Source organism: Pseudomonas sp. BC42, from assembly GCF_021560055.1.
Taxonomy (GTDB): domain Bacteria; phylum Pseudomonadota; class Gammaproteobacteria; order Pseudomonadales; family Pseudomonadaceae; genus Aquipseudomonas.
The window spans coordinates 6,725,661-6,749,304 of sequence record NZ_CP091067.1; the positions used below are offsets into that span (position 1 = coordinate 6,725,661).

General features: G+C 63.3%; 24 protein-coding genes. 18 read left to right on the forward strand and 6 right to left on the reverse strand.

The features are described 5' to 3' along the window. The first annotated feature begins 5 nt into the window (after positions 1 to 5). From L1O02_RS30350 to L1O02_RS30390, 9 genes are all read left to right on the forward strand, one after another. Positions 6 to 329 (forward strand): NAD(P) transhydrogenase subunit alpha, encoded by a 324-nt coding sequence (locus tag L1O02_RS30350; RefSeq protein ID WP_005783507.1) that lies wholly within the window; start codon positions 6 to 8, stop codon positions 327 to 329. Next, the gene (locus L1O02_RS30355; protein WP_016963710.1) at positions 329 to 1,765 is read left to right on the forward strand and encodes an NAD(P)(+) transhydrogenase (Re/Si-specific) subunit beta; all 1,437 of its coding nucleotides are present in this window, start codon (positions 329 to 331) and stop codon (positions 1,763 to 1,765) included. The genes L1O02_RS30350 and L1O02_RS30355 overlap by 1 nt, the downstream gene beginning before the upstream one ends. Before the next feature lie 179 nt (positions 1,766 to 1,944). Beyond that, positions 1,945 to 3,438 carry an acetyl-CoA hydrolase/transferase family protein gene (locus L1O02_RS30360; RefSeq protein ID WP_060836908.1) on the forward strand — a complete coding sequence of 498 codons (1,494 nt, stop codon included), beginning with the start codon at positions 1,945 to 1,947 and terminating at the stop codon, positions 3,436 to 3,438. A 319-nt stretch (positions 3,439 to 3,757) separates the two neighbouring features. Beyond that, complete coding sequence (locus L1O02_RS30365) at positions 3,758 to 3,973, forward strand: DUF1127 domain-containing protein (protein ID WP_003220409.1); 216 nt, start codon at positions 3,758 to 3,760, stop codon at positions 3,971 to 3,973. Between the two features lie 282 nt (positions 3,974 to 4,255). Beyond that, positions 4,256 to 4,465, forward strand: a complete 210-nt coding sequence (locus L1O02_RS30370; protein ID WP_060836907.1) for a DUF1127 domain-containing protein — start codon at positions 4,256 to 4,258, stop codon at positions 4,463 to 4,465. 167 nt (positions 4,466 to 4,632) lie between these two features. After that, on the forward strand, positions 4,633 to 4,950 hold the full coding sequence (locus tag L1O02_RS30375) for a DUF2388 domain-containing protein (protein WP_060842091.1): 318 nt from the start codon (positions 4,633 to 4,635) through the stop codon (positions 4,948 to 4,950). Between the two features lie 100 nt (positions 4,951 to 5,050). Next, positions 5,051 to 5,359: a DUF2388 domain-containing protein gene (locus L1O02_RS30380; protein WP_060836905.1), complete on the forward strand. Its 309-nt coding sequence runs from the start codon at positions 5,051 to 5,053 to the stop codon at positions 5,357 to 5,359. A 27-nt stretch (positions 5,360 to 5,386) separates the two neighbouring features. Beyond that, the gene (locus tag L1O02_RS30385; RefSeq protein ID WP_016963715.1) at positions 5,387 to 5,707 is read left to right on the forward strand and encodes a DUF2388 domain-containing protein; all 321 of its coding nucleotides are present in this window, start codon (positions 5,387 to 5,389) and stop codon (positions 5,705 to 5,707) included. Further along, positions 5,704 to 7,665, forward strand: a complete 1,962-nt coding sequence (locus tag L1O02_RS30390; RefSeq protein ID WP_108544916.1) for a DUF4105 domain-containing protein — start codon at positions 5,704 to 5,706, stop codon at positions 7,663 to 7,665. Before L1O02_RS30385 ends, L1O02_RS30390 begins: the two co-directional genes overlap by 4 nt. Positions 7,666 to 7,766: 101 nt before the next feature. Here the strand turns inward: L1O02_RS30390 and L1O02_RS30395 are convergent, their stop codons facing one another. Beyond that, positions 7,767 to 8,168: a GFA family protein gene (locus tag L1O02_RS30395; protein ID WP_108544917.1), complete on the reverse strand. Its 402-nt coding sequence runs from the start codon at positions 8,166 to 8,168 to the stop codon at positions 7,767 to 7,769. Between the two features lie 319 nt (positions 8,169 to 8,487). Between L1O02_RS30395 and L1O02_RS30400 the strand changes: the two genes are divergently transcribed. The 9 genes from L1O02_RS30400 (at position 8,488) to L1O02_RS30440 (ending at position 18,719) form a co-directional block, all read left to right on the forward strand. Further along, positions 8,488 to 9,795, forward strand: coding sequence for a CitMHS family transporter (locus L1O02_RS30400; protein ID WP_060836902.1), 1,308 nt, complete (start codon positions 8,488 to 8,490; stop codon positions 9,793 to 9,795). A 67-nt stretch (positions 9,796 to 9,862) separates the two neighbouring features. After that, complete coding sequence (locus L1O02_RS30405; protein WP_060836901.1) at positions 9,863 to 10,630, forward strand: TerC family protein; 768 nt, start codon at positions 9,863 to 9,865, stop codon at positions 10,628 to 10,630. Between the two features lie 216 nt (positions 10,631 to 10,846). Beyond that, on the forward strand, positions 10,847 to 12,505 hold the full coding sequence (locus L1O02_RS30410; protein WP_108544918.1) for a Na/Pi cotransporter family protein: 1,659 nt from the start codon (positions 10,847 to 10,849) through the stop codon (positions 12,503 to 12,505). Positions 12,506 to 12,561: 56 nt separating this feature from the next. Continuing rightward, a complete protein-coding gene (locus tag L1O02_RS30415; protein WP_108544919.1) occupies positions 12,562 to 13,956 on the forward strand; it encodes an insulinase family protein in 1,395 nt (464 codons plus the stop codon). 150 nt (positions 13,957 to 14,106) lie between these two features. Next, entirely contained in the window at positions 14,107 to 15,150 is a 1,044-nt protein-coding gene (locus L1O02_RS30420) for a DUF5924 family protein (protein ID WP_060842087.1), read from the forward strand. Between the two features lie 54 nt (positions 15,151 to 15,204). Further along, positions 15,205 to 16,353 carry an ABC transporter permease gene (locus L1O02_RS30425; protein ID WP_060842086.1) on the forward strand — a complete coding sequence of 383 codons (1,149 nt, stop codon included), beginning with the start codon at positions 15,205 to 15,207 and terminating at the stop codon, positions 16,351 to 16,353. Continuing rightward, positions 16,350 to 17,153 (forward strand): ATP-binding cassette domain-containing protein, encoded by an 804-nt coding sequence (locus tag L1O02_RS30430; protein ID WP_060836896.1) that lies wholly within the window; start codon positions 16,350 to 16,352, stop codon positions 17,151 to 17,153. Before L1O02_RS30425 ends, L1O02_RS30430 begins: the two co-directional genes overlap by 4 nt. A 1-nt stretch (position 17,154) precedes the next feature. Then, positions 17,155 to 18,093 (forward strand): MlaD family protein, encoded by a 939-nt coding sequence (locus tag L1O02_RS30435; RefSeq protein ID WP_060836895.1) that lies wholly within the window; start codon positions 17,155 to 17,157, stop codon positions 18,091 to 18,093. Next, on the forward strand, positions 18,090 to 18,719 hold the full coding sequence (locus tag L1O02_RS30440) for an ABC-type transport auxiliary lipoprotein family protein (RefSeq protein ID WP_060842084.1): 630 nt from the start codon (positions 18,090 to 18,092) through the stop codon (positions 18,717 to 18,719). Before L1O02_RS30435 ends, L1O02_RS30440 begins: the two co-directional genes overlap by 4 nt. A gap of 72 nt (positions 18,720 to 18,791) precedes the next feature. Here L1O02_RS30440 and L1O02_RS30445 read toward each other — a convergent pair whose 3' ends face one another. From L1O02_RS30445 to L1O02_RS30465, 5 genes are all read right to left on the reverse strand, one after another. Next, the gene (locus tag L1O02_RS30445; RefSeq protein WP_060842083.1) at positions 18,792 to 20,021 is read right to left on the reverse strand and encodes a spore maturation protein; all 1,230 of its coding nucleotides are present in this window, start codon (positions 20,019 to 20,021) and stop codon (positions 18,792 to 18,794) included. Positions 20,022 to 20,197: 176 nt separating this feature from the next. Next, positions 20,198 to 21,529 carry a glutamate/aspartate:proton symporter GltP gene (gene gltP, locus L1O02_RS30450; RefSeq protein WP_060836892.1) on the reverse strand — a complete coding sequence of 444 codons (1,332 nt, stop codon included), beginning with the start codon at positions 21,527 to 21,529 and terminating at the stop codon, positions 20,198 to 20,200. Between the two features lie 744 nt (positions 21,530 to 22,273). Further along, on the reverse strand, positions 22,274 to 22,741 hold the full coding sequence (locus L1O02_RS30455) for an inhibitor of vertebrate lysozyme family protein (protein WP_108544921.1): 468 nt from the start codon (positions 22,739 to 22,741) through the stop codon (positions 22,274 to 22,276). Positions 22,742 to 22,743: 2 nt separating this feature from the next. Continuing rightward, positions 22,744 to 22,908 carry a DUF1328 domain-containing protein gene (locus L1O02_RS30460; protein WP_003170804.1) on the reverse strand — a complete coding sequence of 55 codons (165 nt, stop codon included), beginning with the start codon at positions 22,906 to 22,908 and terminating at the stop codon, positions 22,744 to 22,746. Between the two features lie 81 nt (positions 22,909 to 22,989). Further along, a complete protein-coding gene (locus L1O02_RS30465) occupies positions 22,990 to 23,274 on the reverse strand; it encodes a hypothetical protein (RefSeq protein WP_060836890.1) in 285 nt (94 codons plus the stop codon). Between the last annotated feature and the right edge of the window lie 370 nt (positions 23,275 to 23,644).

Sequence of the window (23,644 nt, forward strand, 5' to 3'; positions counted from 1 at the left end):
AGACGATGGAAGAGCTTATCTCCCCCGGTATCTACAACCTGATCATCTTCGTGCTGGCGATCTATGTCGGTTACCACGTGGTCTGGAACGTGACACCCGCACTGCACACGCCACTGATGGCGGTGACCAACGCCATTTCCGCGATCGTCATCGTCGGCGCCATGCTGGCTGCCGCCCTGACCGTGACCCCGCTGGGCAAGACCATGGGCACCCTGGCCGTAGCCCTGGCCGCGGTCAACGTGTTCGGTGGCTTCCTGGTGACCCGTCGCATGTTGGAAATGTTTAAGAAGAAAGCGCCCAAAGCCGTGAAAGAAGAGGTGCAGAAATAATGAGCATGAACCTGGTAACAACCCTCTATCTGATCGCCTCGGTGTGCTTTATCCAGGCGCTCAAGGGGCTTTCGCACCCGACCACATCCCGACGCGGCAACCTGTTCGGCATGCTGGGCATGGCCCTGGCGGTCCTGACCACCATCGGCCTCATCTATAAGCTGGGCGCGGAACTGGCGACCGCCGGTATCGGCTACGTCATCGTCGGCCTGCTGATCGGCGGCACCGCCGGTTCGATCATGGCCAAACGCGTCGAGATGACCAAGATGCCGGAACTGGTGGCCTTCATGCACAGCATGATCGGCCTGGCCGCGGTGTTCATTGCCATTGCTGCCGTGGTCGAGCCCCAGTCCCTGGGCATCGTCAAACACCTGGGCGACGCGATCCCCGCCGGTAACCGCCTGGAGCTGTTCCTCGGTGCTGCCATCGGTGCCATTACCTTCTCCGGTTCGGTGATCGCCTTCGGCAAGCTTTCGGGCAAGTACAAGTTCCGCCTGTTCCAGGGCGCACCGGTACAGTTCGCCGGCCAGCACAAGCTCAATCTGGTGCTGGGCCTGGCCACCCTCGGCCTGGGCGTGACCTTCATGGCCACCGGCAACCTCGGCGCCTTTGCCCTGATGCTGGCGCTGGCCTTCGTCATGGGCGTGCTGATCATCATCCCGATCGGCGGCGCCGACATGCCGGTGGTGGTGTCGATGCTCAACAGCTACTCGGGCTGGGCAGCAGCAGGGATCGGTTTCTCCCTGAACAACTCGATGCTGATCATCGCCGGCTCCCTGGTGGGCTCCAGCGGCGCGATCCTCTCGTACATCATGTGCAAGGCGATGAACCGTTCGTTCTTCAACGTGCTGCTCGGCGGTTTCGGCAACAGTGCCGACGCTGGCGGCCCGGCCGGGGCTCAAGAGGCCCGCCCGGTGAAATCCGGCTCGGCGGACGATGCGACGTTCCTGCTGACCAACGCCGACACCGTGATCATCGTTCCCGGTTACGGCCTGGCCGTGGCCCGGGCCCAGCACGCGTTGAAAGAGCTGACCGAGAAGCTGACCCACCGTGGCGTCACCGTGAAGTACGCGATCCACCCGGTGGCAGGGCGCATGCCCGGGCACATGAACGTACTGCTGGCCGAGGCCGAGGTGCCTTACGACCAGGTGTTCGAGATGGAAGACATCAACTCCGAGTTCGGCCAGGCCGATGTGGTGCTGGTACTGGGCGCCAACGACGTGGTCAACCCGGCGGCGAAGAACGATCCGAAGTCGCCCATCGCCGGCATGCCGATCCTCGAAGCCTTCAAGGCCAAGACCATCATCGTCAACAAGCGTTCCATGGCCAGCGGCTATGCCGGCCTGGACAACGAACTGTTCTACCTGGACAAGACCATGATGGTCTTCGGTGACGCGAAGAAGGTCATCGAAGACATGGTCAAAGCCGTCGAGTAAAGCTGCTGTAGCGCAATACCCAAAACCTCAGCCTTTAGTAGGCTGGGGTTTTTTATTGACCTCATGAAGCCGACAGAAGGCTCTAGATCAGGACCTTTCATTCGACCTTTGTCGCGCGGTGTTTTTTTTTGAAATCACTAGACTGCGCTTCTTGCTTCCGTTGCCCGAGATAACAATCCATGTACCGTGATCGTATCCGCTTGCCTTCGTTGTTGGATAAGGTGATGAGCGCCGCCGACGCTGCCGCTCTGATTGAGGACGGCATGACCGTCGGCATGAGCGGCTTCACCCGCGCCGGTGAAGCCAAGGCCGTGCCCCATGCCCTGGCCGAACGGGCCAAGGTGACCCCGCTGAAAATCAGCCTGATGACCGGCGCCAGCCTGGGCAACGACCTGGACAAGCAACTCACCGAGGCCGGAGTCCTGGCCCGGCGCATGCCGTTCCAGGTCGACAGCACCCTGCGCAAGGCGATCAACGCCGGCGAAGTGATGTTCATCGACCAGCACCTGTCGGAAACCGTCGAGCAGCTGCGCAACCAGCAGCTCAAGCTGCCGGACATCGCGGTGATCGAGGCCGTGGCCATCACCGAACAGGGCCATATCGTGCCCACCACCTCGGTGGGCAACTCCGCCAGTTTCGCGATCTTCGCCAAGCAGGTGATCGTCGAGATCAACCTGGCGCACAACCCGAACCTGGAAGGCCTGCACGACATCTATATCCCGACCTATCGTCCGACCCGTACACCTATTCCCCTGGTGAAGGTCGACGATCGCATCGGCAGCACGGCGATTCCGATCCCGGCGGAAAAGATCGTCGCCATCGTCATCACCAACCAGTCCGACTCGCCATCCACCGTCTCCACCCCGGATAGCGAAACCCAGGGCATCGCCAATCACCTGATCGACTTCCTCAAGCAGGAAGTCGATGCCGGGCGCATGAGCAACAAGCTCGGCCCGCTGCAGGCCGGTATCGGCAACATTGCCAACGCGGTGATGTGCGGCCTGATCGAGTCGCCGTTCGAGAACCTGACCATGTACTCCGAAGTGCTGCAGGACTCGACCTTCGACCTGATCGACGCCGGCAAGCTGAGCTTCGCCTCCGGCAGCTCCATCACCCTGTCGAGCCGGCGCAACGCCGATGTATTCGGCAACCTGGAGCGCTACAAGGACAAGCTGGTGCTGCGCCCACAAGAGATCTCCAACCATCCGGAAGTGGTGCGCCGCCTGGGCATCATTGGCATCAACACCGCGCTGGAGTTCGACATCTACGGCAACGTCAACTCCACCCACGTCTGCGGCACGCGGATGATGAACGGCATCGGCGGCTCCGGCGACTTCGCCCGCAACGCGCACCTGGCGATCTTCGTCACCAAGTCGATTGCCAAGGGCGGGGCGATTTCCAGCGTGGTGCCGATGGTCAGCCACGTGGACCACACCGAGCATGACGTCGACATCCTGGTCACCGAGATCGGCCTGGCCGACCTGCGCGGCCTGGCGCCACGTGAACGGGCCCGGGTGATCATCGACAACTGCGTGCATCCGTCCTACCGCGAAGCGTTGAACGACTACTTCACCAAGGCCTGCGCCCTGGGCGGCCACACGCCACACATCCTGCGCGATGCCCTGAGCTGGCACATCAACCTGGAAGAAACCGGGAAAATGCTCGCCGAGTGATTGATACAGTTGGCAGCTGACGCAAACACCGTTTCGTCAGCTGGCAGACCACCCGCCAATGATCGTCAAAAACTGTACTGCTGTACCGGTATTTTCCCCGCCTAAAACCGCCACCTCATCACTCAAAAGCGCACAAATGCACCAAAAAGGTGCTGACAGGTACAGTTGCGCCTTTTCGGAACAGTACAGCCCCTATAAACAGTTAACTGGTCCCTCACAATACAGGTGAACTGTATCTACAGAGTCTTGCACCGGAAGAGGATCATGGGCACCAGTTAAACCACTACCTGATCCCGCCACAAGCGGAAGGATGTCAACCATGGAACGTACACTCAGTTCCGAACTGTTCTTCGAAGACAAAGCTGCAAAAACCCAGGCTTCCCTGCCTCTGCGCGTTATCGCCAACCTGATGCTGTGGCAGCGCCGCATCTCCAGCCGCCACCAACTGGCTCGCCTGGATTCGCGTCTGCTGGCCGATGCCGGGATCAGCGAAGCACAACGCTACGAAGAGCTGAGCAAGCCGTTCTGGCGCTAACTCAGCGTCGCTGGCTCTGACCCACCGGGTCCACCGCCAGCACCCCGAATTGCACACACAAGACCCGTCGCGGGAAACCGCGACGGGTCTTGTCGTTCTGGCCTGGAAAAAATGGTTCGCAACACAAATACAGCCAAGTTGATTGCGACAGGTACAGTTTTATCAAACATAACAATTAACCAGTACAATTTTGCCCTGGTGTATCTGTATGACTGCCCTCCAACCGTCGCACCATGACGCTGCAGCAAGCCCATCGCTCGGCTGCTCAAGGAGGAAAGCACCATGGACTCATGCTCCGGCAAACCCGACACCGACCTTCCGGCCACCTCATGCAGCACAGCCTTCAAGCGCTGGATCACGGCCCTCGCCAGCATGATGGAGCGGGCCCGCACCCGCCGGTTGCTGGCACAGATGGACGAACGACAACTGTCGGACAGCGGCATCAGCCATGGCGACAGGGCAGCAGAACTGCACAAGCCCTTTTGGCGCTAAGGCCCTACACCACGCTGTGCGAACGCAACAGCTCAGCCTAATATCTGCAGCGACGTAGCGATTTTTACCTAAGCTGCGTCAGAATAATCAGACACAGCACCTCGCAGTGGCTGCCCGGCGTCTCACTCAGCGCCCTTAATCTGTCTGTCCATTCACAGGAGTTCCCCATGTCCCGTCTTCGCCTGCTCGGCGCTGCCGCATTGCTGACCCTGGCCGCCAATGCCAACGCCACCAGCCTGATCGTGACCACCGACGCCATCGTCGGCGCGCTCAAGGCCACCACCGACGCCACCTCCGACGCCACCTCCTCCCTGCGCGACAACAAGATCGTACGTGCCGCTCGGGATGACGCCGCCAGCTTCGTCGCCACCGACGGCGCCATTCGTGGAGTGAAACTGGAAAGCGCCTTCGACCACATTCGCCAACAGGCCCCCCAACTGCAGGCCACTGACGCCCAGCTGGCCCAGGCCATCCTGGCGATCTGAACGAAGATTTCAGGTGCGCCTACGCACCTGAAACCCTCTGCGCTGGCCCTGTCCGGACCATTGCGCTAGCCTTGGCGCTGTTTTTCAGCTGTCGAGACTCATGGGTTTGTTCCGAATTTCGCTTTTTGCTCCAGTATTCATCGCCGTCTGTTGGGCCGGCTCGGTGCAGGCATTCGACCTGACCACCCAAAGCTCGGTCGTCACCGTTTACGCCACAAGCCAGGTGACCTCGGCGCCCTTCGACCATAAACTGCTGCTCGCCGCCCAAGACGACGCCGCCGCCTTCGTGGCAACCGACGGCCAACTGCGTGGCGCGCGCCTGGAGTCCGCCCTGAGCTATCTGCGGCACCACCGGGCAAAACTTCATGCCAGCGACCTTGAACTGGCGCAGGCAATTCTCGTCCAATAGTCACCCCTGTTATTCCGGAGTCGTTCCATGCGTAGCCCGCTGATTGCCGCCACCCTTGGCCTGCTGTTGTTGGCCGACGTGGCCCAGGCACACACCCTGGTGGCCACCAGTAACATCATCGTCCGTGCCTCCGGCCGCACGATCGATTTCACCTCGGACACCACCACCTCGATCCGCGACTCCAAAGTCGTGCGTGAAGCCCATGACGATGCCGCCAGCTTCGTCGCCAGCAATGGCGATATCCGTGGCGCCCAATTGGAAGCGGCATTCACGGCCCTGCGCACCCAGTTGCCGGAAGCCCGCGACGCCAGCGATCAGGTCCTCGCCGAAGCCATCCTCGCTCTGTGAAACCCGTCCTCGCCTGGCTGCTGGCCGGGACCCTGGCGCTGCTCTGCGGCACCGCCCAGGCCGACCTGCAATTGCGCCTCAAGACCGATGGCTTGAGCCCCGCGCAACAACACGCCAGCCAGGCGCTGCTGGATGAAGCGATGCAGGCACTGCCGCCGCGCTTCATCCAGCAACTGGACCGCACCATCGACGTCGGCTGGACCGACCAGATGCCCGACAACGCCTATGGCGAGGCATCCCTGGTATCGGCACTGGACCTCAATCGCGCCCTCTTGCCAAGCCTGACCGACGGCTCCGCCGCTACCCAGAAGACCAGCCGCCCCCACGGCACCGTGCGCCGGGAAATGCTTGCCACGGTGCTCCACGAACTGACCCACATTTACGATCGCGCGCGTCTATGGCCCAGTGCCGAACGCAGCCTGATCCAGCGCTGTACCCGCAAGAACAGCACCTCCGGTCCGATCGGCCTGCCGGATGAGTGCCGCGGCCAGAACGACCGGCGCTTCACCCTCAGCGATGACCCGCGCCTGCTGGACCTGGCCGGCTGGCCGCAATATGTCGGGCGTCGCGGAGAACGGGAGCAGCACAACCGCCAGATCGCCCGCAGCCCGGACCTCTACGAGATCACCAACCCGAAGGAATTCGTCGCGGTGAACATGGAGTACTTCCTCCTCGACCCGAGCTACGCCTGCCGCCGCCCGGCGCTGTACCGCTACTACCAGGAACATTTCGGCTGGGCCCCGGCCGCCAAGGACCACTGCGCCCAGTCCTTCGCCTTTCTCAACGCCGGCAACGACTTCGCCAAGACGCCGCTGGGCAAGGTGGACCCGGAACGGGTCTACGCCGTGGACTATCTGCTGGCCGAAGCCAACCAGAACTGGGTCAGTCGCTGGGGCCACAGCATGCTGCGCCTGGTGATCTGCGCCCCGGGCCGTCCCCGTGGGCCGGATTGCCGCCTCGACCTGGACCAGCACCTGGTGCTGTCCTACCGCGCCTTTGTCGGCGATGTGCAGCTGTCCAGCTGGGACGGCCTGGTGGGCAAGTACCCGTCGCGACTGTTTGTCCTGCCGCTGTCGCAAGTCATCGACGAATACACCAAGACCGAACTGCGCAGCCTGGCCTCGGTGCCCTTGAAACTGTCGCGCAGCGAGATCGAGGAAGTGGTGGAGCACGCCGCGGAAATGCACTGGAGCTACGACGGCAACTATTACTTCCTGTCCAACAACTGCGCAGTGGAAAGCCTCAAGCTGCTGCGCAGCGGCAGCAATAACAAGCAACTGATCGGCCTCGACAGCATCATGCCCAACGGCCTGCTGGAAGTGCTCAAGGGCAGGGGACTGGCGGACACCAGCGTGCTCGACGACCCACGCGAGGCACTGCGCCTGGGCTATCGCTTCGACTCCTTCCGCGACCGCTATCAGGCGATGTTCGAGGTGATCAGGAAGCACTTGCCGATCAAGCAGGCCAGCGTCGAAGACTGGCTGTCGCTGAGCGCCGAGGAGCGCCGGCGCTGGTTCGACCAAGCCGACTTGCGCACCAGCGCTGCCTTGCTGCTGCTGGAGCAGGCCAGCTATCGCCGGCAACTGCTGCTGGCCCAGGACGAGGTCAAGCAGCGCTACCTGGGCGCTCGCGAGCTGAAGAACGGCGGCATGGAAAAGGCCAACAAGACCTTGCAGGAAATTCTCGCCAACAGCGGCTTCCTCAGCCGCCCGGCGGAACTGCTGGGCAGCAGCGGCTATGGCTTGCCGCAACCCGGTGAATGGCAACGCCTGGAGTCCGAAAGCAGCGAGCGGCAAAAGCAGCTGCAATCCTTGACCGGTGAACTGGACAAGGAAGTGCGAGCCCTGCTGGAGCCGGAGCGGGCCGCTGAGATTGCCGCCAACGAGGCCAACCTGAAGCAGGTGGGCGAGCATCTGCGGGCTCTGCACAAGGCGGCGGGCGGGCTGGAACTGCCGTAGCCACAGGCGGCGAAAGGGCCCAAGGCTCCGGCCTGGAAGCCTCCTGCCAAGCCATCGGCGGCCTTGAGAACCGCGCTAACGCTGCGCGCCTGCGGCAGGGCCTACAGGGTTTCTTGCGGCTCTTGCGGCAGGTGCTGGTCCAGGTGCAGCCAGGGCAGGCGGCTGTCGGTCCAGATGTGCCGGTCCGCCGGCGCCAGCTCCGGGTGGTCCAGGGTGGCGATGGTGACATCGATGCTGTCCGGGCTCAGGTGGGTGACCAACGCCAGGTGAGCCCCACAGTTGCTGCAGAAATAGCGCGCGCAACTTGCAGAAGAGTCGTAGCGGGCGGGAACCCCCTCCAGCCAGGTGAAAGCCGAGGCGGGCAGGGTGATCCAGGTGGTCACCAGGCCGCCACTGGTCCGGCGGCAGATCGAGCAATGGCAGTGGGCGATATCCCGCAGCGGCCCGCTGAACTGGTAGCGCAGCCGCCCGCAGTGGCAGCCTCCGGTGTGCAACTCACTCATGTGCATCCCTCCTGTGGGCCAATGCCCGTCACTGTATGCCACTGGTCGCCTGGCGGAACATCCAGCCTTTCCTTTCAACGGCGAAAGCTGGCTGAAAGCTTCCCCGATTAGCATCGCCTCCACTACCGGCAACAGACCGGTTGGCCACAGCGGGCGTTTCTCGCGCTCCCGGCCCTATTAACAACAACAATGGTGATTCTGATGTCCGCTCGTACCCGCCTGTTCGCTACAACTCCTCCCGTACGCCTCGTGCTTGCCGTTCTGCGCTGATCCCACCCGGTTCGCCATTCCCTAGCCGCGCTACGCCTGGAGTATTCCCATGCTGACTTTCCTTGGCTTTGCCATGGTCATCACGTTCATGTTCCTGATCATGACCAAGCGCCTGTCGGCGCTGATCGCGCTGATCATCGTGCCTATTCTGTTCGCCCTGTTCGGCGGTTTCGCGCCGAAAATCGGCCCGATGATGCTCGAAGGCATCACCAAGCTGGCGCCCACCGGCGTGATGCTGATGTTCGCCATTCTGTATTTCGCCCTGATGATCGACTCCGGGCTGTTCGACCCGGCGGTGCGCAAGATCCTCAAGCTGGTCAAGGGCGACCCGCTGAAGGTTTCGGTGGGTACTGCGGTGCTGGCCCTGGTGGTGTCCCTGGACGGTGACGGCGCCACCACCTACATGATCTGCGTGGCCGCCATGCTGCCGCTGTACAGCCGCATCGGCATGAGCCCGCGGATCATGGCCGGGCTGATCATTCTCGCCGGCGGCGTGATGAACATGACTCCCTGGGGCGGCCCCACCGCTCGGGCCGCCAGCGCCCTGCACGTGGACCCCTCGGACATCTTCGTGCCCATGATCCCGGCGATGCTCGCCGGCGTGGTGGCGATCCTGCTGATCGCCTACCTGTACGGCAAGCGTGAGCGGGCACGCCTGGGCGAACTGCACCTGGCGGGCGACGAGATCGACCACAGCGAAATCAGCGTGTCGCAGTACCCGGATGCGCGCCGGCCGAAGCTGATCTGGTTCAACGGCGCCCTGACCTTCGCCCTGATGTGCGCACTGATCGCCGGCCTGTTGCCGCTGCCGGTGCTGTTCATGGTGGCCTTCAGCATCGCCATGATCGTCAACTACCCCTGCCTGCAGCAGCAGAAGGACCGGGTCGCGGCCCACGCCGGCAGCGTGCTGGCGGTGGTCGGGCTGATCTTCGCGGCGGGCATCTTCACCGGCATCCTGTCGGGCACCGGCATGGTCGACGCCATGTCCAAGAGCCTGCTGGCGGTGATCCCGGACGCCCTGGGGCCGTACCTCGCGGTGATCACCGCGCTGGTGAGCATGCCGTTCACCTTCTTCATGTCCAACGATGCCTTCTACTACGGCGTGCTGCCGGTGCTGGCCGAAGCCGCCAGCCACTACGGCATCACCGCGGTGGAAATGGCCCGGGCGTCAATCGTCGGCCAACCGGTGCACCTGCTCAGCCCGCTGGTACCCTCGACCTACCTGCTGGTGGCCCTGGCCGGCATCGAGTTTGGCGACCATCAACGCTTCACCCTCAAGTGGGCAGTGCTGGTCTGCCTGTGCATAATGTTCGCCGCTTTGCTGATGGGGATCTTTCCGCTGTTCAGCACGCTTTAAAGGCAATGATTCCCCGCCCGGGCCGGCGTCACGGCCCGGGCCATAACACTCGCGCAAAGGACTACACATGGAATGGCTGACCAACCCGGAAATCTGGGTTGCCTTCTTCACCCTGACCGCCCTGGAAATCGTCCTGGGCATCGACAACATCATCATGATCTCGATCCTGGTCAGCCGCATGCCCAAGCACATGCAGCCGCGCACCCGGATCTTCGGCCTGGCGCTGGCCATGGTCACGCGCATTCTGTTGCTGCTGTCGATCACCTGGGTCATGCGCCTCACGGCCGACCTGTTCGTGGTCTTCGGCCAGGGCATTTCCGGGCGTGACCTGATCCTGTTCTTCGGCGGCCTGTTCCTGCTGTGGAAAAGCTCCCAGGAGATGTACCACGCCCTGGAAGGCGAGGACGAAACCCTGGATGAGCCCAAAGGCAAGGGCGGCAACTTCTTCTACACCATCATCCAGATCGCGATCATCGACATCGTCTTCTCCCTGGACTCGGTGATCACCGCAGTGGGCATGGTCTCCCACGTACCGGTGATGGTGGCGGCGATCATTGTCGCGGTGCTGGTGATGATGCTGGCCGCCGGGACCATCAGCGAGTTCATCGACAAGCACCCGTCGCTGAAGATGCTCGCGCTGTCGTTCCTGCTGGTGGTGGGTACGGTTCTGATCGCCGAGGCCTTCGACGTGCACGTGCCAAAAGGCTACGTCTACTTCGCCATGGCCTTCTCCCTGGCGGTGGAAGCCATCAACATCAAGATGCGCACCGCCATCGCGAAGAAGAAAAAACAGCAGGATCCGGTGAAACTGCGCAAGGACGTTCCCGGTCAATAACCGCGAATGCGCGTCAGGAACAAGGGGCTTTCGAGCCCCTTTTTCACGTCTGCAGCCGGTTGTTTTCATGACAGTTTTGTTTCAAACACCGCTTGAGCTATGCGATGCTGGCGCCCTGTGCGTTAGCCAACTACAGCTTAAATACATAACGTAGAACCTCGCGCAACAATGTCCACTGGCCCCGCTTGGGGCTCTTCACCCCAGGGGGGCCCTCTCATGCTGACCCTGCTCAATCTGCTTTCCGCCGTGGCCCTGCTGATCTGGGGCACGCACATCGTCCGTACCGGCATCCTGCGGGTCTACGGTTCCAACCTGCGCCATGTGATCGGCCAGAACATGGCCCGACGACCGCTGGCCTTCGTCGCCGGCATCCTGGTGACGGCCATGGTCCAGAGCAGCAACGCCACGGCAATGCTGGTGACCTCCTTTGTCGGCCAGGGCCTGATGGCCCTGACCCCGGCGCTGGCGACCATGCTCGGCGCCGATGTCGGCACCGCGCTGATGGCCCGGGTGCTGACCTTCGACCTGTCGTGGCTGTCGCCGCTGCTGATCTTCCTCGGGGTGATCTTCTTCCTCTCGCGCAAGCAGACCCGTGCCGGGCAGCTGGGCCGGGTCGGCATCGGCCTGGGCCTGATCATCCTGGCCCTGCAACTGATCGTCGAAGCCGCCGCACCGATTACCCACGCCCAGGGGGTGAAGGTGCTGTTCGCCTCGCTGACCGGCGACATCCTTCTGGATGCCCTGATGGGCGCGGTCTTCGCCATGGTGTCCTACTCCAGCCTGGCGGCGGTGTTGCTCACCGCCACCCTGGCCGGGGCCGGCGTCATCAGCCTGCCGGTGGCCATCGGCCTGGTGATCGGCGCCAACATCGGCAGCGGGGTGCTGGCCTTCCTCGGCACCAGCATGCAAAACGCCGCCGGCCGCCAGGTGGCCCTGGGCAGCCTGCTGTACAAACTGATCGGCCTGCTGCTGATCATCCCGGTGCTCGACCCCCTGGCCCACTGGATGGACAGCCTGGACTTCAGCCCCCAGGAAGTGGTGATCGGCTTCCACCTGCTGTACAACACCGCGCGTTGCCTGTTGCTGCTGCCCAGTGTCAGCCCCATGGCCCGGCTCTGCACCTGGCTGCTGCCGGAACGACCCCAGGACAATGGCCGCGCGCGCCCACGGCACCTGGACCCGGCCGCCCTGGCCACCCCGAGCCTGGCCCTGGCCAACGCCGCCCGGGAGACCCTGCGCATCGGCGATCTGATCGACAACATGCTGGAAGCCATGCGTGATGTGCTGCGGGGCAAACAGACCGCCATCACCCAGGAGTTGCGTGCCCTGAGCGATGATGTCGAAGCGCTGTACAGCGCCATCAAGCTGTACCTGGCGCAGATGCCCCGGGAGGACCTGAGCGAGCAGGACAGTCGGCGCTGGGCGGAAATCATCGAACTGGCGATCAACCTCAAGCTGGCCAGCGACCTGATCGAACGCATGCTGCGCAAGGTCCAGCAGCAAAAGACCTCGCAACGCCGATCCTTCTCCGACGTCGGCCTGGAAGAACTGACCGGGCTGCATGGCCAACTGATTGCCAACCTGCGCCTGGGACTTTCGGTGTTCCTCAGCGCCGACCCGGAAAGCGCCCGGCAACTGCTGCGGGAGAAACGCCGCTTCCGCGCCCAGGAACGGCGCCTGGCCCACGCCCACGTCAGCCGCCTGCAGCGCAAGATCGTGCAAAGCATCGAAACCAGCTCCCTGCACCTGGAACTGATCGCCGACATGAAGCGTCTCAACTCGCTGTTCTGCAGCAGCGCCTACGTGGTCCTGGAAACCTCGGACACCGGAGCCCTGCAAGTCGAAGACATGGCTGACATCACCCATTCACCCTGAACGTCCAGAGTTACATGCAGTCTCTAAAACTTACGCACGCCGTAAGGAAGCTTGTTATGCGTTGTCTGTTATTCGCCTGCCTGCTGCTGGGCAGCGCACAAGGTTGGGCCCTGGATCGTTTCCAGGTCGAAGGCTACACCCTGCCCAACGGCCTGCAGCTGCTGCTCAAGCCCGGTAGCGAACGCGGCCACATGGCGATCCGCCTGGTGGTGGGGGTCGGCCTGGACGATTTCGCCTGTGCCGACAAGGAACTGCCGCACCTGCTGGAACACCTGCTGTTCAGCGGCATCGACGCCAGCGGTGAAGGCGGCCTGGAAGAGCGCATGCAAGCCCTGGGCGGCGAATGGAATGCCTACACCAGCAATGCCGACACCACTTTCGTCATCGAGGCCCCGGCGAGAAACCAGCGCAAGGTCCTCGACCTGCTGCTGTCACTGCTGACCCGCACCCGCCTTGACGACAACGCCGTGGCCGCCGCCAAACAGGTGGTGGAGCGCGAAGACGGTGGCCATTACTCGCACCTGCAGCGCTGGCTCGACCGCCAGGACCTGGGCCACAAGGCCGGCAACCAGCTGGCGGTGGAGCTGGGGCTCAAATGTGCCGAGCGCGCCGAGGTCGGGCACCTGACCCTGGCCCGCCTGGAGCAGGTGCGCCGGGACTGGTACGCCCCCAACAACATGACCCTGATCGTGGTCGGCGAACTCGACCGCCTGCTGCCGGCCTATCTGCAGCGCACCTACGGTGCCCTGGTTCCGGTGGAGCCCAGCGAGCACCCCGATTTGCCGCAGATCCAGCGCACGGCCGCCGCCGAGCGCGACCTGATCCATGGCTGGGTCGGGCAGAGCGCACAGCTGCACTGGCTGTTTCCCGAACCCCTGCTGGAACAGCAACACGACGAGACGTTCGACCTGCTCAAGGACTACCTGGACTGGGCGCTGTACCGTCAGCTGCGCCTGGAGCACGAACTGTCCTACGGCCCCTGGAGCGATCGGGAAGTCTTCGGTGGGGTAGGGTTTCTCAGCCTCAACGCCGACCTGGAGCGTGATGCGCTGCCCCAGGCCCGGCACGTGGTCGAACAGCTCAAGGCGAGCCTGCTCAAGGACGGCCTCGACCCGGCCACCTTCGAACGCCTGAAACAGGCCGCCATCGACCGCCAGGCCTGGGCAGTGCAAGGCAACAGCGCCCTGGCGGACTACTACTGGAGCGCCCTGGGAGACTTCGACAACGGCCGTTTCAGCGACCCGGCCAAGCGCCTGCGGGCAGTCAGCCTGGACCAGGCCAATCGGGCCCTGAAGCAACTGCTGCAACAGCCGGGCTACCTGCGCATCGAAAAGCCGCTGCTGGGCGATGAACAACTGCTGTGGCTGGGCGCCGGCCTGCTGGGCCTGATCCTCTGCGCCAGCCTCGGCACCTGCCTGTGGCACCGTCGGCGCCCCGCCAGTCGGCTGTAGCAGGAGCACAGGCATTGGCCCCGCAGCTTGCATCCGACGGCGGAGCGGGGCCGCGTTGCAGGCTCCAGCCCGCGCAAGCTCCCTCGCCACGGGCAGCGGCCAACGGTATCCTGTCGCGGTTTTTCCCTGCCCAGACTGTGACCCCGCCCGATGCCTAACCTGACCCTCTATATTCAGCGCGTTCTGGAACTGATCAAGCGCTACCCGGGGGTCATTGCGCTCGGCGGTTTCATCTCCGGAGTCGGCAGCTTCATCCTGGTGGACCGACAGCAGAGCCTGGCCTCGTGGATCGCCGTGATCCTGCTGGTGAGCTGGGTCTGGCTGATGCTGGAAAACAGCCTGACCCAACTGTTCACCAAGGTCTTCAAGCGCGAGATCCCCCAGCCGCTGCTGCGTTACGCCACGCAGATGATCCATCAGGAAAGCCTGTTCTTCGTCCTGCCGTTCTTCTTCATCACCACCAGCTGGAACAGCGGCCAACTGGTGTTCACCGGCTTGCTGGGGGCGGCGGCACTGATCTCCATCACCGACCCGCTGTACTACAAATGGCTGGCCCCGCGGCGCTGGCTGTTCCTCGCCCTGCACACCCTGACGCTGTTCGCCGCACTGCTCACCGCGCTGCCGTTGATCCTGCACCTGACCACGGCCCAGAGCTTCAAGCTGGCCCTGGGCATCGCCATGCTCCTGTCCTTCCCCAGCCTGGCGTCGATCCTGCCGATCCGCAGCCTGCGCAGTGCCCTGGCGGTGCTGTGCATCACCCTGGCCATCGGCAGCACCGGCTGGCTGCTGCGCTCCTGGGTGCCGCCGGCCACCCTGTGGCTGACCGAGGACGCCATCAGCACCCAGCTTCAGGACCGCACGCCGGGAGACAGCCTGGAACAGGTCAGCAGCCGCCAGGTGCGCAGCGACGGCTTGTACGCCTACACCGCGATCAACGCTCCCCGGGGCCTGGACGAGCGCATCTATCACGTCTGGCAGTTCAACGGCAACGAAGTGGACCGCATCGCCCTGGATATCCACGGCGGGCGCAAGGAGGGCTACCGCGCCTGGTCCCACAAGCAGAATTTCCCGGCCAACCCGACGGGCAACTGGCAGGTGCGGGTCATCACCGAGGACGGGCAGGTGATTGGTGTGCTGCGTTTCGAGATCACCGATCCAGATCAAGATGCGGCCAAGAGCGGCGAGGCAAAGTAACGGCGATCGTGCTATTACGTAGCACTGCGCAATCGCCACGCAAGCTCGGAGCTTATGAATACCCGCATGACGCCCGGCACCGCTCAACTGGACAACGCCCACTCTCCGGCGCAACTGCGCATCGGCGGCGACTGGACGCTGGCCCACTACAGCGACCTCAAGCGTCTCTGCCAGAGCCTCGACGGCCACTACGACAGCAGCACCCACATCGACCTCAACGGCCTGGGAGCCCTGGACACCGCCGGCGCCTCGCTGCTGGTGGAGCTGCTGGGCGCCGAGCGCCTGGGCCAGTCCGCCGAACACCCGGGCTGCACCCTGTCCAGCGCCGACCGCGCGCTGCTGCACACGGTCTACAGCTCGCTCAACGATTTCTGTGTGCCGGTCAGGGAGCCGGAGATTTCCGTCAGCGTGCAATTGCTCTCGCGCATCGGCAGCGCGGTCTACACCGTCTGGCAGGACACCCTGAAAGCCCTCGGCTTCATCGGCCTGATCCTAGAAACCCTGGCCCGCGGCCTGCTGCGCCCCAAACGCTGGCGCATCACCCCGGTGGTGGCGCATATCGAACAGACCGGCCTCGACGCCGCCCCCATCGTCGCCTTGCTGACCTTCCTGGTGGGCGCGGTGGTGGCCTTTCTCGGGGCCACGGTGCTGGCCAATTTCGGCGCCAGCATCTTCACCGTGGACCTGGTGGCGTTTTCCTTTCTGCGGGAGTTCGGCGTCCTGCTCACCGCGATTCTCATGGCCGGACGCACCGCCAGCGCCTTCACCGCACAGATCGGCTCGATGAAGGCCAACGAAGAGATCGATGCGATCCGTACCCTGGGCCTGGACCCGATGGAGCTGCTGGTACTGCCCCGGGTCCTGGCATTGCTGGTGGCGCTGCCGATGCTGACCTTCCTGGCGATGCTCTCGGGGATCATTGGCGGCGCCGTGGTCTGTGCCCTGTCCCTGGATATCTCGCCGGCGATGTTCCTTTCCCTGCTGCATTCGGACATCGGTGTTAAGCACTTCCTGCTGGGCCTGGTGAAAGCGCCGATCTTCGCCTTCCTGATCGCCGCCATCGGTTGCCTGGAGGGTTTCAAGGTCAGCGGCAGCGCCGAGTCGGTGGGGGCCCACACCACCTCCAGCGTGGTGCAGTCGATCTTCGTGGTGATCGTCATCGACGCCGTGGCCGCGCTGTTCTTCATGGAGATGGGCTGGTGAGCCGGGCACCGCGGGCACCTGCCGAGGCAGTGATCGAGGTCCGGGGCCTGTGCAATCGCTTCGGCAAGCAGAGCGTGCACGAGAACCTCGACCTGGACGTGTACAAGGGCGAGATTCTTGGCGTGGTCGGCGGCTCGGGCAGCGGCAAGTCGGTGCTGCTGCGCAGCATCGTCGGCCTGCGCCAACCCAGCGAAGGTTCGGTACGGGTGTTTGGCCAGGACCTGCCGAGCCTGCCGGAACAACAACGCTCGTTGATCGAACGGCGCTTTGGCGTGCTGTTCCAGAAGGGCGCGCTGTTCACCTCGCTGACAGTGACCGAGAACGTCGCCCTGCCACTGATCGAACATGCCGGGCTGTCTCGCGCCGACGCCGAGCACCTGGCGGCGGTCAAGCTGGCACTGGCCGGGCTGCCGCTGTCGGCGGCGGACAAATACCCGGCCTCACTCTCCGGCGGCATGATCAAGCGTGCGGCCCTGGCCCGCGCCCTGGCCCTGGACCCGGACATCCTGTTTCTCGACGAACCCACCGCCGGCCTCGACCCGGTGGGGGCCGCCGCCTTCGACCAGTTGATCCTGACCCTGCGCGATGCCCTGGGCCTGAGCGTGTTCCTGGTCACCCACGACCTGGACACGCTCTACACCATCACCGACCGAGTGGCGGTGCTGGCGCAGAAAAAGGTGCTGGTGGCGGACGCCATCGACGTGGTCGCCGAAACCCCGGACGAGTGGATCCACCAGTACTTCCATGGCCCTCGCGGCCGCGCGGCCTACCAGGCCGCTACACAGACCAACGAGGGATGACATGGAAACCCGAGCCCATCATGTACTGATCGGCCTGTTCACCGTGATCGTGGTGGCCGGCGCCCTGCTGTTCGGCCTGTGGCTGGCCAAGTCCAGCGTCGACAGCGCCTTCCAGGACTACGAGATCGTCTTCAACGAGGCGGTCAGCGGCCTGTCCAAGGGCAGTGCCGTGCAATACAGCGGGATCAAGGTCGGCGATGTGGTCAACCTGCGCCTGGACCCCAAGGACCCGCGCCGGGTGCTGGCGCAGATCCGCCTGGGCAGTGAAACCCCGATCAAGGAAGACACCCAGGCCAAGCTGGCCCTGACCGGCATCACCGGCACCTCGATCATCCAGCTCAGCGGCGGCACGCCGCAAAGCCCGCCCCTCAAGGGCAAGGACGGCCACCTGCCAACCATCATCGCCTCGCCATCGCCCATTGCCCGCCTGCTGAACAACAGCAACGACCTGATGACCGGGGTCAACCTGCTGCTGCACAACGCCAACCGCATGTTCTCCCCGGACAACGTGGAACGGGTCAGCAGCACCCTGGACAACCTGCAGAAAACCTCGGCGAGCATCGCCGGGCAACGTGATGACCTGCGCCAGCTGATGCAGCAGCTGGGCACCATCAGCAAGCAGACCAGCGCCATGCTGGAACAAACCACCGCGCTGATGCGCAACGCCAACGGCCTGCTCAGCGACCAGGGCAAACAGATGGTTGGCAGCGCCGCACAGGCCATGCGCAACCTGGAGCAGAGCAGCGCCACCCTGAACACCTTGCTGAGCAACAATCAGGACTCGCTGAACAACGGCATGCAGGGCCTCAACGGCCTGGCGCCAGCGGTACGCGAACTGCGCGAGACCCTGGGCTCGCTGCGAAGCATCACCCGCCGCCTGGAAGCCAACCCCGGCGGTTACTTGCTGGGTAACGAGAAGAACAAGGAGTTCACGCCATGAAGCGTGCCGATCGCCTGTTTGCCCCCCTGGCCCTGAGTGCCGTACTGGCCCTGACCAGCGCCTGCTCGATCCTGCCCAAGGGCGAGCCGCTGGACATCTATCGGCTACCAGTGGGCCAGGCCGCTGCCACGGCCCCGAGCCAGGCCCTGCCGTGGTCCTTGCAGCTGCTCAAGCCCCAGGCCAGCGATGCGCTGAACAGCGCGCGGATCGCGGTGATTCCCCAGGGCAATCTGATCAGCAGCTACAAGGCCTCGCGCTGGAGCGACCCGGCACCGATCCTGCTGCGCAACCGCCTGCTGGACGGCTTCCAGCGCGATGGCCGGGTGCAGCTGTTGAGTACCGATGACAGCAACCTGCAGACCGACCTGGCCCTGGGCGGCGACCTGCAAGCCTTCCAGACCGAATACCAGGGCAGTGCCGCCCAGGTGGTGATCCGCCTGGATGCGCGGCTGATTCGTGGCAATGACCAGAAGATCCTCGCCAGTCGACGTTTTGAAGTGCGCCAGCCGCTGACTGAAACCGCGGTGCCGGCGGTGGTGACGGGATTTGGCCAGGCCGGCGATGCGCTGACCCGCCAGGTGGTGGATTGGGCGGTGGGGCAGGGCAATCGGGCGCTCAAGCATTGAGCGCCCATTCGCCGGCAAGCCGGCTCCTACGGGTGGTGTAGGAGCCGGCTTGCCGGCGAAGACTCGGTCAACTCAGCCAAAGAACCAGTAGCAAACCGCAATCGCCGCCACCACGCCGGCGAACTCCGCCAGCAAGGCACAGCCCACGGCGTGCCGCACCCGCTGGATGCCCACCGCGCCGAAGTAGACCGCCAGCACATAGAAGGTGGTTTCGGTGCTGCCCTGGATGGTCGCCGCCACCAGGGCCGGGAAGCTGTCCACGCCCTGGGTCTTCATGGTTTCGATCAGCATGGCCCGGGCGGCACTGCCGGAGAACGGCTTGACCATGGCGGTGGGCAGGGCATCGACGAAGCGCGTGTCCCAACCGGCCCAGGCCACCAGGTGGCGGATGCCGTCGAGGCCGAAATCCAGGGCCCCGGAAGCCCGCAGCACGCCGATGGCGCAGAGCATCGCCACCAGGTACGGCAAGAGGTTCTTGGCCACCTCGAAGCCTTCCTTGGCGCCTTCGACAAAGGCCTCGTAGACCTTGACCTTGCGCAGCGCGCCAATCACCAGGAACAGCATGATCAGACCAAACAGCGTGAGGTTGCCGAGGATCGACGACAACGACGCCAGGGCCGTGGCCGAGAGGGTCGCCAGCAAGGCCATGAAGGCGCCCAGGGCCAGGGCCCCAGGGATCAGGTAGGCCAGCACCACCGGGTCCCACAGACGCAGGCGCTGCATCACCGCCACCGACAGCAGGCCCACCAGGGTCGAGGCACTGGTAGCCAGGAGGATCGGCAGGAACACCAGGGTCGGGTCCGCCGCGCCTTGCTGGGCGCGGTACATGAAGATGGTCACCGGCAGCAGGGTCAGGGACGAGGCGTTGAGCACCAGGAACAGGATCTGCGCATTGCTGGCGGTGGTGGCGCTGGGATTGAGCTCCTGCAAGGCACGCATGGCCTTGAGGCCGATGGGCGTGGCGGCGTTGTCCAGGCCCAGGCCGTTGGCGGCGAAGTTCAGGGTGATCAGGCCCAGGGCCGGGTGACCGGGCGGCACCTCCGGCATCAGGCGCTTGAACAGCGGACCCAGGACCTTGGCCAGCCATTCGACGATGCCGGCCTTCTCGGCGATCCGCAGAAAGCCCAGCCACAGGGTCAGGGTGCCGAACAGCAGCACCATCACCTCCACCGACAGCTTGGCCATGGCGAAGATGCTTTCCACCATGGCGGCGAAAATCCCGGCATTGCCGCCCACCAGCCACTGGGCCAGGGCCGACACGGTCGCCACGACAAAGAAGCCAAGCCACAGGCCATTGAGCATCGGTCATACCCCTCGAAAGATGCGGCGAATGATAGCGGGGCGGGCAGAAACGACAAACCCCGGATTAACCGGGGTCTGTCATCTGTAGGAGCGGGCTTGCCGGCGAAGGCGAGCCTCAGGCATGTGCAGGGCTTGGGGCCTCTTCGCTGGCAAGCCAGCTCCTACGCAGTAGGCGCTTAGCCCTTGGTGATTTCGCCGGCAGGCAGCTTCTCTTTGCTGCGCCAGTGCGGCAGGGAGTTCCAGTAGCGCTGGCCCTTGGCGTCGTCGTACATGCCTTCCCAACGAGCGATGACCAGTACCGCCAGGGCGTTGCCGATCACGTTCAGGGCGGTACGCGCCATGTCCATCACACGGTCGACACCGGCGATGAAGGCCAGGCCTTCCAGCGGAATGCCCACGCTGCCCAGGGTGGCCAGCAGCACCACGAAGGACACGCCCGGAACCCCGGCAATGCCTTTGGAGGTGACCATCAGGGTCAGCACCAGCAGCAATTGCTGGCTGATGGACAGGTCGATGCCGTACAGCTGGGCGATGAAGATGGCCGCGATGCTCTGGTACAGGGTCGAACCGTCTAGGTTGAAGGAGTAGCCGGTCGGCACCACGAAGCTGCAGATGGCTTTCGGCGCGCCGTAGGCTTCCATCTTCTCGATGACCCGCGGCAGCACGGTTTCCGAGCTGGCGGTGGAGTAGGCGAGCACCAGCTCATCCTTGAAGATGCGCATCAGCTTGAGCACCGAGAAGCCGAACAGGCGGGCGATCAGGCCGAGGATCACGAAGGCGAAGAAGGCGATGGCCACATAGACCAGGATCACCAGCTTGGCCAACGGCAGCAGGGAAGCGAAGCCGAAGTTGGCAACGGTCACCGAAATCAGCGCGAATACGCCGATGGGGGCGTAGTTCATGATCATGTGGGTGACTTTGAACATGCTCTCGGAGACGCCCTGGAACATCTTCACCAGCGGCTCGCGCAGATCGGACTGCAGGCTCGACAGGCCCAGGCCGAACAGCACCGAGAAGAAAATGATCGGCAGCATCTCGCCGCGGGCCATGGCCGCGAAGATGTTCGACGGAATCAGGTTGAGGATGGTCTCGATGAACGCGTGTTCATGCTGCACTTCGGCGGCGGTGGCCTGGTACTTGGAGATGTCCACGGTGCCCAGGGTGCTCATGTCGATGCCTGCGCCCGGATGGAACAGGTTGGCCAGCAGCAGGCCGACGACGATGGCGATGGTGGTGACGATTTCGAAGTAGATGATGGTCTTCAGACCGATGCGGCCAAGTTTCTTGGCGTCACCGACCCCGGCAATGCCGACGATCAGGGAGGAGATGACGATCGGGATCACGATCATCTTGATCAAGCGGATAAAGATATCGCCCGCAGGTTGCAGGACGTTGCTGACCCACCAGGCTTTTTCAGCACTGAAATGATTGAGTAGCGCGCCAATCGCAATCCCAAGGACCAGACCGATGAGGATCTGCCAGGCGAGGCTTAATTTTGCCTTCTTCATATCATTACCCTTACTTCAGTTGGACTCGGGCTGATGCGCGAACTGGAACGCTCAATGGCGGAAAAGTTTGTGCATCGGCCCCCGTATAAGGTCATCCCGAGCGAGCATTTACAGCTCTGTGCGGGCGAAAAAAGGCGCAACTATTCCGATGCAAGGGGGGAACGTCTAATGCCGTAAACGCCTACCCTATGCCGAATCGGCATGAGTTTTTCCAAATAAAACGAACGTCCCAACCGGTTCGAATACGACATTTCGGCAGGCATAAATGCCGTGAAACAGCCATTTCAGGCGGCGTGCAGGCATGTCGGAGAGGTCAGGAAAAGGTCGTAAAAAACATGGGAATGTTCTGATTCGGTCGCCTGGAAACGCTGCGATTATTCCGCAAAGTTTCTCGATATACGGTCGCAGAGAAACACCCGGAAACGTTTGATCGGGGTCAAAGGAAGATTTTTTTCGGGATACGCTTCGGCGCAGATGTAGCAACAGCTCTAGAACAGGACTTTGCTCATTCAAGCACGCCGCAAGCTCTTCAAGTCGATGACGACTTGGGAGCTTGCGCCGCCGCTCTTTCCTGACCCGGCCCTTGCGGAGGCACTCCCTGTACCCCTAGGTCACTCCGATCATGCAAGCATCAGAACATCCCGGCCCCTTGGTCATGCACGCGCCTTCCTCGGGCGGTGCAAAGTCGAAAGCGCCTGGGAGGCCCTTTCGCCTATCTGTTATGCAATATCGGCAATACCGGACTCAGTACCAGTTCGGATCTTTGCGCAATTGCTCTTGCAGCAAAGCCTGCATGCCGTCGTCCGGCTTACCGAGGAAACGGTAACTGGCATGCCGCGTCGGCGACTTGTCCGCGGGCAAGCCGGCCGGCACTTCGACCCACAGGGCGTAGGCATGCTTCTTGTTGAAGCTGAAGGCGACGACCAGCCGCTGGTTCTGACAGCTCTGCGCGGTTTCACACAGCGGTCCGACCAGGTACTGGTCGCCCCCTTCGGTCACTGCATTCATCTGTCGCGGCGCATCGCCCGACAGGTTCATCACCCATTCGGGCAGACGCTCCTCTTTTTGCACGACCTTCTGCCAGGTTTCACGAAACTGCGGATCGGAACCCAGCAGCTGGTTGGCACGGGCCTGGCCATCATTGGCGGCCACCGCCAGGGCGCTGGCGCCCAGCAACAGCGCGGCGGCCAAGGTCTTCAACGAGGGGCTCATGGTCAGCCTCGGCCACGACGGCCAAAGAAGAACGAAGCGATGAACATCACCAGGAACACCACAAAGAGAATCTTGGCGATACCCGTGGCGGTGCCCGCGATACCACCGAAGCCCAGTACCGCAGCGACAATGGCAATGATCAGGAATGTGATTGCCCAGCTCAGCATGATGATTCTCCTTACTCTTCTATTAGTGATGGTGCCGGTGGAGCCGCCGGACGCCGCCTAAGGCGGGCCGACCCTTGGTGCCTAGAACACCCAGCGTTCCTGACGTGGCGCCTCAAGCGCCGGCTGCGCCTGATCGACGGCCATCAGTTGCACGGGTGTCGCATCGTTGAGCTGGCTGCTCACCGAGCTGAAATGGGTCTGGGTGAAGTGATGGGCCGGCACCCGCGGAGCGGGCGCCTGACTGTCCTGCCAGCGCTGGTACTGTTGCCCGGCGATCAGAGTGACCAGCAACGCCAGACTGGCGAACAGACCTTGCTGAAGGTGCAGTGGCGCAATACGCAATTGGGCAAGACGTTGGCGATTCATCCTGAAACTCCTCCCACACTGGTGGTGATGTTGTTATGGAAGCCATGGCTCGTGCTTCGCTGATAGGAGGGTTATTGCAGTCTGCATGCCAGCTTTCGCCAAGGAATAAATATCAATAAAATCAATAACTTAATGCCATTCAAAAGTACCACTCCACACGCATCCTGCACGATGCACGCTGGCCGACCGTGCGAAATGCACGATCGGCGCGGACCGCCTGGAGGGCTTTTTGATATGAGGGGGAACTTTGCCGAGCGGCGGACGGCCTGATACAGACCCGGCCCATGCCCAGCAGCTGTAAAAGCCATTGAGTTTCAGTCGGTTAGCCATTTCGGCCGGAGATATCTAACCTGCATGCCGTGGAATGGAT

What these genes read in the sequence shown, in the direction of transcription:
- L1O02_RS30350 (WP_005783507.1), top strand. Translation starts at nt 6, where the DNA reads ATGGAAGAGCTTATCTCCCCCGGTATCTACAACCTGATCATCTTCGTG.
- L1O02_RS30355 (WP_016963710.1), top strand. Translation starts at nt 329, where the DNA reads ATGAGCATGAACCTGGTAACAACCCTCTATCTGATCGCCTCGGTGTGC.
- L1O02_RS30360 (WP_060836908.1), top strand. Translation starts at nt 1,945, where the DNA reads ATGTACCGTGATCGTATCCGCTTGCCTTCGTTGTTGGATAAGGTGATG.
- L1O02_RS30365 (WP_003220409.1), top strand. Translation starts at nt 3,758, where the DNA reads ATGGAACGTACACTCAGTTCCGAACTGTTCTTCGAAGACAAAGCTGCA.
- L1O02_RS30370 (WP_060836907.1), top strand. Translation starts at nt 4,256, where the DNA reads ATGGACTCATGCTCCGGCAAACCCGACACCGACCTTCCGGCCACCTCA.
- L1O02_RS30375 (WP_060842091.1), top strand. Translation starts at nt 4,633, where the DNA reads ATGTCCCGTCTTCGCCTGCTCGGCGCTGCCGCATTGCTGACCCTGGCC.
- L1O02_RS30380 (WP_060836905.1), top strand. Translation starts at nt 5,051, where the DNA reads ATGGGTTTGTTCCGAATTTCGCTTTTTGCTCCAGTATTCATCGCCGTC.
- L1O02_RS30385 (WP_016963715.1), top strand. Translation starts at nt 5,387, where the DNA reads ATGCGTAGCCCGCTGATTGCCGCCACCCTTGGCCTGCTGTTGTTGGCC.
- L1O02_RS30395 (WP_108544917.1), bottom strand. Translation starts at nt 8,168, where the DNA reads ATGAGTGAGTTGCACACCGGAGGCTGCCACTGCGGGCGGCTGCGCTAC.
- L1O02_RS30400 (WP_060836902.1), top strand. Translation starts at nt 8,488, where the DNA reads ATGCTGACTTTCCTTGGCTTTGCCATGGTCATCACGTTCATGTTCCTG.
- L1O02_RS30405 (WP_060836901.1), top strand. Translation starts at nt 9,863, where the DNA reads ATGGAATGGCTGACCAACCCGGAAATCTGGGTTGCCTTCTTCACCCTG.
- L1O02_RS30410 (WP_108544918.1), top strand. Translation starts at nt 10,847, where the DNA reads ATGCTGACCCTGCTCAATCTGCTTTCCGCCGTGGCCCTGCTGATCTGG.
- L1O02_RS30415 (WP_108544919.1), top strand. Translation starts at nt 12,562, where the DNA reads ATGCGTTGTCTGTTATTCGCCTGCCTGCTGCTGGGCAGCGCACAAGGT.
- L1O02_RS30420 (WP_060842087.1), top strand. Translation starts at nt 14,107, where the DNA reads ATGCCTAACCTGACCCTCTATATTCAGCGCGTTCTGGAACTGATCAAG.
- L1O02_RS30425 (WP_060842086.1), top strand. Translation starts at nt 15,205, where the DNA reads ATGAATACCCGCATGACGCCCGGCACCGCTCAACTGGACAACGCCCAC.
- L1O02_RS30435 (WP_060836895.1), top strand. Translation starts at nt 17,155, where the DNA reads ATGGAAACCCGAGCCCATCATGTACTGATCGGCCTGTTCACCGTGATC.
- L1O02_RS30440 (WP_060842084.1), top strand. Translation starts at nt 18,090, where the DNA reads ATGAAGCGTGCCGATCGCCTGTTTGCCCCCCTGGCCCTGAGTGCCGTA.
- L1O02_RS30445 (WP_060842083.1), bottom strand. Translation starts at nt 20,021, where the DNA reads ATGCTCAATGGCCTGTGGCTTGGCTTCTTTGTCGTGGCGACCGTGTCG.
- gltP (WP_060836892.1), bottom strand. Translation starts at nt 21,529, where the DNA reads ATGAAGAAGGCAAAATTAAGCCTCGCCTGGCAGATCCTCATCGGTCTG.
- L1O02_RS30455 (WP_108544921.1), bottom strand. Translation starts at nt 22,741, where the DNA reads ATGAGCCCCTCGTTGAAGACCTTGGCCGCCGCGCTGTTGCTGGGCGCC.
- L1O02_RS30460 (WP_003170804.1), bottom strand. Translation starts at nt 22,908, where the DNA reads ATGCTGAGCTGGGCAATCACATTCCTGATCATTGCCATTGTCGCTGCG.
- L1O02_RS30465 (WP_060836890.1), bottom strand. Translation starts at nt 23,274, where the DNA reads ATGAATCGCCAACGTCTTGCCCAATTGCGTATTGCGCCACTGCACCTT.